Source organism: [Bacillus] enclensis (assembly GCF_001456935.1).
Taxonomy (GTDB): Bacteria; Bacillota; Bacilli; order Bacillales; family Bacillaceae_B; genus Rossellomorea; species Rossellomorea enclensis.
This window is the reverse complement of record NZ_KQ758485.1, coordinates 369,503-382,802: the sequence shown is the minus strand read 5'-3', so window position 1 is coordinate 382,802 and position 13,300 is coordinate 369,503. Positions and strand designations below refer to the sequence as shown.

At 46.2% G+C, this 13,300-nt stretch carries 13 protein-coding genes; 11 read left to right on the top strand and 2 right to left on the bottom strand.

What is annotated here, in order from left to right:
* Nucleotide 1: 1 nt before the first annotated feature.
* Nucleotides 2–868, top strand: a complete 867-nt coding sequence (gene prmC, locus AS034_RS16885) for a peptide chain release factor N(5)-glutamine methyltransferase (RefSeq protein ID WP_272867410.1) — start codon at nucleotides 2–4, stop codon at nucleotides 866–868.
* Nucleotides 869–1,006: 138 nt separating this feature from the next.
* Here the strand turns inward: prmC and AS034_RS16880 are convergent, their stop codons facing one another.
* The gene (locus tag AS034_RS16880) at nucleotides 1,007–2,029 is read right to left on the bottom strand and encodes a S66 family peptidase (protein WP_058299446.1); all 1,023 of its coding nucleotides are present in this window, start codon (nucleotides 2,027–2,029) and stop codon (nucleotides 1,007–1,009) included.
* The gene (locus AS034_RS16875) at nucleotides 2,004–2,840 is read right to left on the bottom strand and encodes a nucleotidyltransferase domain-containing protein (RefSeq protein WP_058299445.1); all 837 of its coding nucleotides are present in this window, start codon (nucleotides 2,838–2,840) and stop codon (nucleotides 2,004–2,006) included. The genes AS034_RS16880 and AS034_RS16875 overlap by 26 nt, the downstream gene beginning before the upstream one ends.
* Before the next feature lie 305 nt (nucleotides 2,841–3,145).
* On the opposite strand from AS034_RS16875, the gene spoIIR reads away from it, so the two are divergent.
* The 10 genes from spoIIR (at nucleotide 3,146) to upp (ending at nucleotide 13,291) form a co-directional block, all read left to right on the top strand.
* Entirely contained in the window at nucleotides 3,146–4,027 is an 882-nt protein-coding gene (spoIIR, locus tag AS034_RS16870) for a stage II sporulation protein R (protein ID WP_058299444.1), read from the top strand.
* Between the two features lie 334 nt (nucleotides 4,028–4,361).
* Nucleotides 4,362–4,808 carry a GNAT family N-acetyltransferase gene (locus AS034_RS16865; RefSeq protein ID WP_058299443.1) on the top strand — a complete coding sequence of 149 codons (447 nt, stop codon included), beginning with the start codon at nucleotides 4,362–4,364 and terminating at the stop codon, nucleotides 4,806–4,808.
* Nucleotides 4,809–5,157: 349 nt separating this feature from the next.
* The gene (locus tag AS034_RS16860; RefSeq protein WP_058299442.1) at nucleotides 5,158–6,198 is read left to right on the top strand and encodes an L-threonylcarbamoyladenylate synthase; all 1,041 of its coding nucleotides are present in this window, start codon (nucleotides 5,158–5,160) and stop codon (nucleotides 6,196–6,198) included.
* Between the two features lie 139 nt (nucleotides 6,199–6,337).
* The gene (locus AS034_RS16855) at nucleotides 6,338–6,892 is read left to right on the top strand and encodes a manganese efflux pump MntP (protein WP_058299441.1); all 555 of its coding nucleotides are present in this window, start codon (nucleotides 6,338–6,340) and stop codon (nucleotides 6,890–6,892) included.
* 627 nt (nucleotides 6,893–7,519) lie between these two features.
* The gene (locus tag AS034_RS16850) at nucleotides 7,520–7,963 is read left to right on the top strand and encodes a low molecular weight protein arginine phosphatase (RefSeq protein ID WP_336433375.1); all 444 of its coding nucleotides are present in this window, start codon (nucleotides 7,520–7,522) and stop codon (nucleotides 7,961–7,963) included.
* 19 nt (nucleotides 7,964–7,982) lie between these two features.
* Nucleotides 7,983–9,272, top strand: a complete 1,290-nt coding sequence (locus AS034_RS16845) for a methyl-accepting chemotaxis protein (protein WP_032086932.1) — start codon at nucleotides 7,983–7,985, stop codon at nucleotides 9,270–9,272.
* Nucleotides 9,273–9,477: 205 nt separating this feature from the next.
* Nucleotides 9,478–9,921 carry a ribose 5-phosphate isomerase B gene (gene rpiB / locus AS034_RS16840; protein WP_032086931.1) on the top strand — a complete coding sequence of 148 codons (444 nt, stop codon included), beginning with the start codon at nucleotides 9,478–9,480 and terminating at the stop codon, nucleotides 9,919–9,921.
* A 12-nt stretch (nucleotides 9,922–9,933) separates the two neighbouring features.
* Nucleotides 9,934–10,476, top strand: a complete 543-nt coding sequence (locus AS034_RS16835; protein WP_058299439.1) for a TIGR01440 family protein — start codon at nucleotides 9,934–9,936, stop codon at nucleotides 10,474–10,476.
* Between the two features lie 437 nt (nucleotides 10,477–10,913).
* Entirely contained in the window at nucleotides 10,914–12,155 is a 1,242-nt protein-coding gene (locus AS034_RS16830; protein ID WP_058299438.1) for a serine hydroxymethyltransferase, read from the top strand.
* A gap of 506 nt (nucleotides 12,156–12,661) precedes the next feature.
* The gene (gene upp, locus AS034_RS16825; RefSeq protein WP_032086928.1) at nucleotides 12,662–13,291 is read left to right on the top strand and encodes a uracil phosphoribosyltransferase; all 630 of its coding nucleotides are present in this window, start codon (nucleotides 12,662–12,664) and stop codon (nucleotides 13,289–13,291) included.
* Nucleotides 13,292–13,300 lie beyond the last annotated feature (9 nt).

Below are 13,300 nucleotides of genomic sequence, written 5' to 3'. Positions count from 1 at the left end.
AATGAACGTGACTGTATTTGAAGCCCTGAAGTGGGCTTCTTCTTTTTTAATAGAACGTAAACGGGACGAAAACGCGGGTGAAATCTATTTGAGGCATCTGCTGGGCGTATCGCGTTCGCAATTGTTTGCCGAACAGCGGATGACGGTTCCTCAAGGTACATGGGAAGAGTTCCAGGAAGGTATCCGGCAGCATGCATCCGGTGTGCCGATTCAGCATATCATCGGGATTGAGGAGTTTTACGGCCGCGAGTTCAAGGTGAATGAGCATGTGCTGATTCCGAGGCCGGAGACAGAAGAGTTGATTTATTACGGCCTCGAGCGGATGAAGCGGCTGTTTCCACGAGGCGGGTCGCTTCGTGCTGCGGATATCGGGACCGGGAGCGGTGCGATTGCGGTGACGCTGAAGCTTGAATGTACGGATCAGGAACTTGAAGTGATGGCTGTGGATATTTCGGAGGAAGCACTGGCTGTCGCGCAGGATAACAGCCGCCGGTTGGGGGCCGAGATTGATTTTTACCAGGGGGATCTTCTGCAGCCTTTGGTGGATAAGGGCGTGAAGATTGATATCATGCTATCGAACCCGCCGTACATCCCATTGGGTGACCGTGAAACGATGTCCGAAGTGGTCGTCGACCATGAACCGCAGCTCGCTTTGTTTGGCGGGGAAGACGGCTATGATCTGTACAGGAGGTTTATGGAAGAGCTGCCTTTGGTGATGAATGACACGTTCCTGATCGGGTTCGAAGTCGGCGCCGGCCAGGGTGAGACTGTCCGGGACATGCTTCGCAGTGCGTTTCATGACGCCGAAGCTGAAGTGGTGTTTGATATTAATGGCAAGGACCGGATGGTTTTTTGCTGGAGGGAATAGACTTTGGAAAAGACTTCTTAAAGGAGTCTTTTTTTCTGCTATTTCACAACAGAAATAAAAAACAGCCATATCATTGCAGAATGGCTGTCCTCTTGTGGTCAATAGACGTTGTTGTAATGCGAATTATAAATGACACACTTACCGAAATGACAATTTAATCTCTCCCGATCCCCCGGTAAATAAAACTTCTGCAAATGCACCATTTATTAAAGTCATTTGAGGAGGTGTATGACCTATATCCAAATCATAAATGATTGGTTTGTTTAATTCTTCATTTAATTTATTGAAGGCATCCTCTAACGTGAAATCTCCAACATCTTTATATCCTTCCGGTCTGCCATAAAGGATTCCGTTGCAGTGCTCAAACCAGCCTGCTAATTTCATTTGATAAAGTGTTCTATAAATTTCTGAAGAATTCATATCACAACTCTCAAAATACCAAATTACCCCTTCAGACCTGAATTTTTCACAGAATTCATTTGCAGGGGCATAAGGAGTCCCTATCAGCTTGCTGATTGTATCCAAACATCCTCCGATAATTCTTCCGCTAAATTCCATACTTTTGAGGGGGAGAATCGATTTCCATATCACCTTTTCCGTTAAGTTGTATGGAGGGAAAAAATCATTCCGCATATCCAGCCACTCACTTTGGTACATTTCCATATTTTTTTGAGTGATTTCATCACCCGGTTGTTTGCTGAGAAAATGCAAAGCACTTAATACCGTGGGATCGATCGGCTGGTTTCCGAAGTCTAACAAATTTGGACCATGTGCAGTTGCAAAGAATTTCTTTAACGTTAATGAAAATAACAATGTGCTTATATCGGAAAAACCTAGAATCCACTTTGGTTTCTTTAGTTCTTCAAATGGAATAAAGGGTAAAATATCAATAGAAAATTGACCACCCCACGGAGGAATGATAGCTTTAACCTGTTCATTGTTATATAAATCCATAAACTCCTTTGCTCTTTGTGAAGCGTTTGTACTGACCAGTTTCTTATTCAGGCGCACTGATGGACTTTCAATACATTTATAGCCTAATTGTTCAATCTGCATAATTGCATGATTCAACTTCTTTTCAAAAATACCGGTTACACCGGATGATGGTGCCATTACCCCGATGCTGTCTCCCTTTTTAAGGGGTTCTGGATAGAAAATCATAGATATTACCTCCACTTATGTTGAAATTTCTTACTTCTTTTTCCGGTTTATTTAATAGTTGTATCATCATCTTGAGAAAACCAGTTGACTGATCATTTTCCTTTAAGGTGGAATCTATCCAATCGAGTTCTTGAGTTAAAAGGTTATTAATATAGTCAGCAGCCTTCTTGTGGGAGTCCGGCGTCACGTGATTATAGATCGTTTCCATGTGGTTACTTTTGTTCTTCGGGAGCAGTTTAGTTAGTGCTTTTAAACCTAATTCCGCACGAGCAGGGTAATATCTGTGCAGCAATACTTTTGATAGGTTAGTCAATACCTGTTGCAGCATATCAACTGCCCAGAGGTCATTTTTTCTTAATCTGGCTTTATTGTATTGAAATAAGTACCAGGCAACATTATATGAGCACTGCTCGAACTGCTCATCCGTTAGTTGTAAGTTTTGAGTGGGTAGAAATTGAGTTAACCTTTCCTCTGGATCAAATAACACCTTGAAATAATCCTTCTCTTTAAAGTTGGTTTCAGTAACGGTGAACAAATCAACATGAAGAAGGTTATCAAACACAGCTATGATTTGAGGAGCAATAATATAAACCTCTTCAAAAAATATCACTTTCCGATATGCTTCCAAATGCATTAATCTTTGGGCATGGAACGCAGCTTCATCACTTTCGTCCACCAAGCAGTATAAATCCAAATCCGAGAATTCATCATACTCCCCTCTCCCCACCGAACCTTTTAGATAAACAGCTTTGACTCGTACATCTTTTTTTAAACTCCCGGAGATTTTATGATTGGCTTCATCTTGTTTCATAGGATTCCCAACTTTCAAAAAATAGATATTACGCCATTATATTCCATTTAAGATTAGCCATCAACTATAATATTTAAAATTATAGAATACTAGATAGAAATTTTATCTTTTCAATCTAATTAATCTTAAGGGGAAGACGGACGGAGAAAACAAAGTCATTCCTGCAAAGAAATCAAAAGAGGCATAATAAGGTCCATAAAACGATAACAGTAAACTTAAACATTCCTGAAAAAATATCAATTTACTAGTTTACGATTCCCCTACCTTGTCCAGACTATGTTACTGAGGGGAAGGTGGAGAGAAAAATGAAAACAAAACACGCGGTATTATCTTATATTCTGATTCTTACTTTAGGGACAATCGTAAGTTTATATATTCCGAAACAGGAAATCACGACGGCCCAGGAGCCAATGGTCATCCCGCAGGAAGCAATCCGGCTTCGCATCCTTGCAAACAGTGACCTGGAAAAAGACCAGAACGTAAAACGTCTGGTGCGAGACGAAGTAAACAAAGAGATCACAAAATGGGTCGGCAATCTGACATCCCAAGAAGAAGCAAAGAAAGTCATCAAAGCGGGTCTTCCCGAGCTTCAAACAATCGCAGAAAACGTGTTGGCGGCAGAAGGTCTTGATCAAGATGTAAAAATCGACTTCGGCAAAGTGCAGTTCCCTACTAAACTCTATGGACAGTATCTGTATCCGGCAGGTGAATACGAAGCCGTCCTGATCACACTCGGAAAAGGCGAAGGAGCCAACTGGTGGTGCGTCCTCTACCCGCCGCTATGCTTCCTGGACTTTTCCACAGGCAACGCAGTAAGAAGCCCTGGATTTGAAACCACAGTAGAAGCAAGCGGTGATGTGGTCACAGAAGTAGACCCTGAAGATCAACTGGCAGCAGACCAACCGGCGGAAGAAACAGCGACTGAAGTTGTGGAAGAGAACGACGAGCAGGCAGAAGAAACCCATTCATCCGATGATGATGCAGAAGTCGTCGAGAAATCAGTGGAAGATGCAAAGGCGAAAGGCTCCATTGTAAAAGAAAATAAACTGATCGATGGATTCAACACGCAAGAAACGATTCAAAAAGAAGAAGCAGTTAATGAAAAAGTATTCGTGGAAGAAGGCGACCAAGAAGAAGTAGAAGTAAGATTCTTCGTAGTAGACCTTGTAAAAGGATTGTTTGATTGAACCGTTTGACTTCATCACATAGATGGAGTCATTTTTTTGATTAATAAGAAGACATGCCAGCGGTTGATTGGAGTGCAGGACGAAGACTCCTGCGGGAAAAGTAGCTAATGTGAGACCCCGCAGAAGCGAAGCGACGAGGAGGCTCACGAGCTACCCGCGGAAAGCGTAGTCCTGCACGGAAATCGATAGCGGTGATAAGATTCCCCTACTAAATATGCAGCCTCATAAGAAAAGAAATTCTACTAAACAAACAAATCTATCAAAAAAACAGTTCTAATCTTGCCTCCCTCTCATAAAGTTAAAGTAAAGATACTAGAACAGGGAGGAAGAAAAGATGACGAAAACAATCAGGCAGGCCACTCACGAAGATATCTATAAAGTAATCGGTTTTCTCGTAAAAGCGGGATTGAGCACAGAAGGGGTCAAAAACACGATAGATTGCTTCCTGCTTGTCGAAGACACGGAAGGGAATCTAATCGGGACGCTGGGAATCGAGATGCGGGACAGGACGGGGCTGCTCAGGTCGCTGGTTGTCACCCCTGCTTTTGACAGTGAGGAAATCTTCACCCTCTTTCAGGAGATTTTTAAACTGGCAAAAGAGAAAGACTTATCCCAACTGTATCTAATCACAAACAGAAGAGCTTCCTTGAACTTCTTTGAAATGCTTGGTTTTCAACAGGAGCCACAGGGACATGTGGATGAACTGAAGGATTTTGTGCATGCCAAACAGTTATCCACAGTGGATAACCTGCTGACGATGAGCCTGCATCTTCAGCCGTAAGCCTGAATTTTCGACAAAATGCGGATAAGACGCAGAGATATGAATATATTCCATGAGAAGGATCATTTTCTATAAAATGGTTCTTTTTTTCATATACACATTCGACAAAAAACGTGTTGGACAGAACCCGATGTCGAAAAGTCTCTTTTTTCAGAATTATTCACACTCGTCCACAGGGTTATCCACAAGGGAGATTCGTTTATGCACGTTTTGTGGACAATACTTGAGAAAATATCGGGATTCTTTTATACTTTCAAATGGGTATGATTGTGGAACACTTGTTAATTCTGTGTTTATCCACATTTATGTGAATAGATGTATGCTTGAAATAAAAAGGTGGACGAATGATATGATAAAACGCTGGATTGTGGAAAATGATGTGGATAACAAAGAAAGTTATCCACAAATTGTGGATGCAGCCCGAATTTTGCAGCAAAATGAGGTTGTGGCTTTTCCTACGGAGACGGTTTACGGGCTTGGAGCCAATGCAAAAAGTGATGAAGCCGTGGATAAAATTTTCAAGGCAAAAGGAAGGCCGTCCGATAATCCACTGATTGTCCACATTTCAAATAAAAATCAATTAAAAGAGCTGGTAGAAGAGGTTCCAGAAGCGGCAGAGAAGTTAATGACTGCCTACTGGCCAGGACCGTTGACGCTTATTTTTCAAAAAAAAGATGGCGTGCTTTCGGAAAAAGTGACGGCAGGACTTGATTCGGTCGGAATCCGGATGCCTGACCATCCCGTGGCGCTTGCCATCATTGAGGAAGCGGGCCTGCCGATTGCGGCACCGAGTGCGAACCGTTCTGGAAAACCAAGCCCGACGACGGCCCAGCACGTCATTGAAGATCTTGAGGGACGAATCATCGGTGTTGTGGACGGCGGTGAGACGGGCGTCGGTGTGGAATCGACGGTCGTCGACTGCACGGGAACAATTCCTGTCATCCTTCGCCCGGGCGGCGTGACGAAGGAGCAGCTTGAGGAAGTCGTCGGGGAAGTGAGTGTCGATCCTTCATTGAAAGAAGGAAAGGGTGCACCGAAATCACCGGGAATGAAATATACGCACTATGCACCGGACGCCCCTGTCTGGCTAGTCGATGGAACCCGGGAAGATGTGCAGAGGCTTGTGGATGAAAAAAGAAGCGAGGGATTGAAGGCTGGAGTGCTGACGACAGATGAATTTGCGGGTGATTACCGTGCGGATGTCGTATTTTCCGTCGGCCGGAGAGATGACCTGAATACGGTCGCCCATGGACTCTACGATAAACTGCGCGCCTTTAATAACAGTGATGTGGATATTATTTTCGCCGAGATGTTCCCTGAAGAAGGGGTCGGTCTGGCAATTATGAACCGGCTTCAGAAAGCAGCTGGTTACCGGGTGATTAAGCCCTGACTAAATAAGAATCAGCAAACCCCTGTATGGTCGCATGGATGGCGGCCGTCGGGGGTTTTTATATGAAACATTTTCATTCTATTTCACTTTGGACGTGCATACATTTTTCTTGAAGGCACGTCCAGAGGAGGAAAATGGAATGACGACACTTATCGGAGAACTGATAACCTTGATGTTGATGGCATTTGCGCTCGGGATGGATGCCTTTTCGATCGGAATAGGAATGGGGATGCTGCAGCTTCGGCTGAGGCAGATTTTTTACATAGGATTGACGGTGGGGTTGTTTCACGTCGTGATGCCGCTCTTCGGCATTGTGACGGGAAAATTCCTCTCGGATACATTCGGGTCATTTGCCACTTACGCAGGGGGTATCCTCCTGATTGTTCTCGGTATTCAGATGTTCATTTCCAGTTTTAAAGAGGAGGAAACGACACTCATTTCCCCGGTTGGATTCGGACTCCTGCTGTTTGCACTGAGCGTCAGCCTGGACAGCTTTTCAGTCGGCCTGACACTCGGGATATTCGGAGCGAGGACGGCTGTTGCGCTTGCTTGTTTCGGAATCGCCGCCACCATCCTCACCTGGACCGGCCTCCTGATCGGAAGGAAGTTTCAAGGCGTACTCGGCACCTACAGCGAGGCGCTTGGCGGCAGCATCCTCTTCGCCTTCGGGATCAAGCTGCTGCTGCCGATATGATATCAATATTCATCCCTCGCTACCTTATGTGGTGAGGAATTTTTTTGTATGCTAAATAAAAAATGGGGGCATGTGTGTTGTTAACCAGGTTTTTGACTTAGGCAATATGAAGCTCCGCCAGATATTGAGAAAAGCTTTTAATATTAGATAAGTCCAGCTATTGGTTGGAGTGCAAGACGAAGACTCCTGCGGGAAGAGTAGCTAATGTGAGACCCTCAGGAGCGTAAGCTCTGAGGAGGCTCACGGGCTGCCCGCGGAAAGCGAAGTCTTGCACGGAAACCAATAGCGGTATTGAAAGGTGGTTTCTTTTGTCCAGCTCCAGGGCTTCGAGGCACATGTCATAAGCCATACCGGTCAAGAAGGCAAAGAACGCCTTCCCGCCCGGTCCGTCTTATGCCACCCGCCTCTGAACAAAGCCCTTCCGCTTTTCTAGCTGTCCAGCTCCAGTGGTCTGCTCCCGTTTGAAAATTAACCTTCGGCTTTTGAGGCAAAAAACGCCTCTAAAGCCAAAGAACGTTTTTCAAAGGGAGCAAAACGCCCACTTCCGCTTTTCTTTTTGTATTCTTTGTGAATGTCCTATATGCTAATTGGAAAATATTTTATAATAGGCGTAAGGAGGATGAGATGATGAGAATCTTGTTTGTTTGTACGGGAAACACATGCCGCAGTCCGATGGCGGAAGCGGTGATGAGACATAGGGGGAAAGAGCAGTTTGAGGTGAAATCGTCGGGTGTTTTTGCGATGGACGGCAGCGATGCTTCATTTCAGGCTAAAGAAGTGTTGAAAGAGAACGATATAAAACATGAGCATGCATCCAGCACGCTGAGAAAAAAAGATATCGACTGGGCAGATTATGTGTTCACGATGACCGCTCACCATAAATGGGCGATCATGGACCAATATCCGGAGTCTTCGGATAAAGTGTTCACGCTGAAGGAATATGTGCTCGAGGATCCTGAGAACATGGACGTGTCCGATCCGTTCGGGGGCAGCGTCGATATTTACAGACATACATACAAGGAGCTGGATTCGCTGATCGTGCAATTGATCGGCAAGCTTAGTAAAGAGTGATTTTGAGGAGAGAAAAGGGATGGGGAAAGAGAGAAGGTATAAGACGGGTCTGAGAAAGAAATTGGTTTTCTTCACGACGATCCTGGCGTTGGTGACGTATTCGACATCGGCATTTTTCATTTATTTTATCAAGCCGGCATTTGCACCGGACATGAATGAATTCTTGTTTACAAGCATGACGCTCGGGATGGGAGTGTTCTGGTCCGGGCTGCTCGCATTCTTCGCGGCGCGGATCATTGTCAAACCGCTTCAGCGACTGGAACAGGCGGCTCTTAAAGCGGCTGAAGGAGATATTGCAGTCGAAGTAGAGGTGCCGAAATCGGATGATGAAATCCGTTCGCTCGGACTTGCGTTCAACCGCATGCTCCACAACCTCCGTGATATGGTGGCGAGCATTGACGAGAATTTCACAAAAACGAATGCACACGTCGTGGATTTGTCGAAGGCATCAGAAGTCGCCTCACATCAGGCAGAATCCATTTCACGCACGATCAGTGAAATTTCAGCGGGCGCAGAAAGCTCGGCAATGTCGATTCAGACAACGGCCGAATCGGTGGAGGATGTCATCGCGATCGCCCAGGAAGTGCAGAATCATTCCAAGTCTTCCGAGCAGCTTTCTAAAAATATGGTCACCGAGCTTCAAGGCAGCAGAGAGGTCATCCATTCACTTGTAGAAGGGATCACGACGCTTGCGAAAGGGAATGAAGAGTCACTGACGGTCGTCCGCCGTCTTGAAGATAACGCGAAAAAAGTGGAGCAGATCATCCAGCTCGTCGGTGATATCGCGAACCAGACGAATCTTCTCGCGCTGAATGCTTCCATCGAAGCGGCGCGTGCCGGTGAACACGGAAAAGGCTTCGCCGTTGTTGCCGAAGAAGTGCGGAAGCTTGCGGATGAAAGCGGGAAAGCAGTCCAGGGAATTTCAGAGCTGATCAAAAACATCCAAAATGAAGTAGGAAATGTGGTCGGACAGATTTCAAACCAGGTGACGACTGCCAATAAGGAAGCGGATAAAGGATCGAAAACGAATGAAGTGTTCGAAACGATGACGAACACGATTCATGAGGTAGCGGACTCTGTCCAAAAAATCTCGGGACTCGTCGACAGGCAGATGGAAAGCATCAGGGAAACGTCCCAGCAGTCACAGGAAGTGGCCGCCATCGCCGAAGAAACCTCCGCTGGAGCGGAAGAAGTATCGGAAGCGACCCGCGAACAGGCGTCTGTCATGGAGAATGTCGAGGAATTGGCACTGAACCTGAAGAAGCAGGCGGAATCGCTGAAGGGCACGATCACTCGTTTTCATTTATAAAAAGATTTGCAGACGGTACGGGCTTTCGGGTCCGTGCTTTTTTTTGCAGTGAATGGCCCGTACCGCCGTGCGGTGCCGTGGTAAAGGAGTGAGGGACGGGCCTCAAAGACGACTTTTTTCCTAAGATGAATAACTTTATCTATTCATAAGGGTATGTCAAAATAAAAGGAAACAAACACTAGTCAAAAATGGGGAGTGAAGTTGGATGAAAATCGCAATTGCATCAGATCACGGCGGGGTTCATATTCGTGAAGAAATCAAATCATTATTGGAAGAACTGGGTCTTGAATATGAGGATTTTGGCTGTGAATGCGGCACTTCAGTGGACTATCCTGATTATGCTGTACCGGTTGCCGAGAAAGTGGCTGCCGGCGAGTTCGACCGCGGCATTTTGATCTGCGGAACAGGCATCGGCATGAGCATTTCCGCCAATAAAGTAAAGGGCATCCGCTGTGCGCTTGTCCACGATGTATTCAGTGCGAAAGCGACGCGCGAACATAATGACAGCAACATCCTCGCGATGGGCGAACGCGTCATCGGACCGGGTCTTGCCCGTGAAATCGCCAAAACTTGGCTCGGGACTGAATTCGAAGGCGGACGCCACGCCAACCGCATCGGTAAGATCACGTCATACGAAGACAAACACTAGGGAGCGGTTTTCATGGAAATCACTCAATTGCAGGAACAGCTCCGAAGTATCCTGACTGAATTCAATGAAAAGGTCACGCTAAAAAAAGGACAGGTCTTTGTGGTCGGTTGTTCAACCTCGGAAGTCATCGGGGAACGGATCGGGACAGCTGGAACATTCGATGTGGCCGAAATGATTTATGCTGAATTAAAAACGTTCGCCGATTCCGTAGGAGTATCGCTTGCGTTCCAATGCTGTGAGCACTTGAACCGGGCGATCGTCCTTGAGCGTGAAACGGCAGAACGTCTGAGGCTCGATGAAGTGACCGTCATCCCGGCCCGGGCCGCCGGAGGAGCGATGGCGACCCACGCATACCGTTCATTTGATGACCCCGTCATGGTGGAATTCATCAAGGCGGACGCCGGGATCGACATCGGGGACACATTCATCGGGATGCAGCTGAAGCATGTGGCCGTGCCGGTCAGGGTTTCGCAGAAGAGCCTCGGCGGTGCGCATGTGACGCTCGCTAAGACTCGACCGAAGTTGATCGGCGGGATTCGGGCTGTTTATGAATAGGTTTGGAGAGGAGTTCCGTCTTTCAATGCATTAGTGCGTTGGGAGGCGGGCTTTTTTGGTTGTGGTGGTGTTCGTCGCTGTCTTTGGAAGGCATTTAAGTGTGGTATCTCCTGATTTAAGGGCGGAATTTTCCGGATAAGTGCGAAGTCTCTTGATTTCAGTGCGTTATTTTTTATATAAGTGCGAACTGGCGATTTTTCGACAATGCAGGAATTCAGTCTGGGGAGAATTCTTAATTGAGAACGTCACCTTCACCACTAAAACCGGAACAGCAGATTATTTCCCAAATCAGCTCTGCCCACTAAACCCCAAAACACGAACAATCCAATTTACCCACACGTTCTTATTTCGCGTTTTGCATAATCATGATAGAATGAAATTGAATGAATCAAGATGGCGCAGCTTAGAATGGGCCGATGAATAAAAGGGGGATATGTATGAGTAAGATTGCCAAGCAAGATCCGGAAATTTATGCAGCGATTCAAGATGAATTAGAGCGTCAACGCACGAAAATCGAGTTAATTGCATCTGAGAATTTTGTCAGTGAAGCCGTTATGGAAGCACAGGGTTCGGTCCTCACGAACAAGTATGCAGAAGGGTACCCAGGTCGTCGCTATTATGGCGGGTGTGAGCATGTCGACGTAGCGGAAAACTTAGCGCGCGACCGCGCAAAAGATTTATTCGGAGCGGAGCATGTGAACGTGCAGCCTCACTCGGGGGCGCAAGCCAATATGGCAGTCTACTTCACAATCCTTGAACATGGTGACACGGTTCTTGGGATGAACCTTTCACACGGGGGCCACCTCACGCACGGAAGCCCGGTCAACTTCAGCGGGATCCAGTATAACTTCGTAGAGTACGGAGTCGATAAGGAAAGCCATCTGATCAACTATGAAGATGTCCGCCAGAAGGCACTTGAGCACAAGCCAAAGCTGATCGTAGCGGGAGCGAGCGCGTATCCTAGAAAGATCGATTTTGCAAAATTCCGTGAAATCGCGGACGAAGTGGGAGCTTACCTGATGGTCGACATGGCGCATATCGCAGGCCTTGTTGCAGCCGGTCTTCACCAAAATCCGGTCCCTTACGCGGATTTCGTGACTACAACGACACACAAAACACTTCGCGGTCCACGCGGCGGGATGATCCTTTGTAAAGAAGAGTTCGGCAAGAAGATAGACAAGTCCATCTTCCCGGGTCTTCAAGGCGGTCCGTTGATGCACGTCATTTCTGCAAAAGCGGTATCGTTCGGTGAAGCACTGCAGGATTCTTTTAAAGAGTACGCACAGAACATCATCGACAACGCAGCGCGTCTCGGTGAGAGCCTTGGAAAAGAAGGCATCGACCTTGTTTCCGGCGGTTCGGACAACCACCTGTTATTAATCGATCTCCGTTCACTTGGGCTCACTGGTAAAATTGCCGAAAAGGTTCTTGATGATATCGGAATCACGGTCAACAAAAACACCATCCCATTCGATCCGGAAAGCCCATTCGTCACAAGCGGCATCCGCATCGGAACAGCAGCCGTAACGTCCCGAGGTTTTGCTAAGGAAGAAATGGACGAAATCGCGTCCATCATGGCCCTTACCCTCAAAAACCACGAAGACGAAACCAAGCTCGAAGAAGCGCGTAAACGCGTGACAGATTTAACAAGCAAGTTTTCTTTATACCCAGAAAGATAATAAATAGTAGAAACCTCTTCGAAAGAACTGATTCTTTTGGGGAGGTTTTTTTATGAGGAAAATATATTGATAGATACAGGTAAAAATGACTCTACTTGATATCGCAGGTTGATTGGTGATTAAAAAATAGGTAGTACAAATAAGTAAGTTTTAGTTATCCTTATTTGAGATTCTAAATTATGAATGAGTAGAATCCAGCGGTTGATTGGAGTGGAAGACGAAGACTCCTGCGGGAAAAGAAGCCAATGTGAGACCCCGCAGGAGCGCAGCGACGAGGAGGCTTACAGGCTTCCCGCGGAAAGCGAAGTCTTCCACGGAAATCAAAAGCGGTATAAGAATCACTCTCTTCTTCCATTTTTAATAAATCATCCATACAAAAAATAACGATTTCATTACACCTCCCAACTTTTATTGCCCTCAAAACTTCTTTTATGTACAATAGTCAGAGGTGTAAAACAGTAACTATCTATTTTTCACATAAATCGAAACCAAAAGGAGAGAGTCGAATGGGCAAAGTATACGTATTTGATCATCCATTAATCCAGCATAAGCTGACATTCATCCGTGATAAAAACACAGGTACAAAGGAATTCCGCGAACTTGTAGATGAAGTATCAACACTGATGGCATTCGAAATCACGCGTGAACTTCCGCTTGAAGATATCGAAATCGATACACCGGTAAGTAAAGCGAATGCAAAAACACTTACAGGTAAAAAACTGGGAATCGTTCCAATCTTGCGTGCAGGTCTTGGCATGGTCGACGGAATCCTCAAATTGATCCCGGCAGCGAAAGTCGGTCACGTCGGATTATACCGCGACCCGGAGACTCTAAAGCCGATTGAATATTACGTAAAACTTCCAAGCGACGTAGAAGAGCGCGACTTCATCCTGGTGGATCCGATGCTTGCAACAGGCGGTTCAGCCGTAGAAGCGATCAACTCACTGAAAAAACGCGGCGCGAAAAACATCACGTTCATGTGCCTTGTGGCATGTCCTGAAGGAGTGGAAGCCATTCAAGCTGAGCACCCGGACGTAGACATCTACATTGCAGCACTTGATGAAAAGCTGAACGAAAAAGGTTATATCGTTCCTGGACTGGGCGATGCGGGTGACCGTCTTTTCGGAACAAAATAAGGAAGGCAG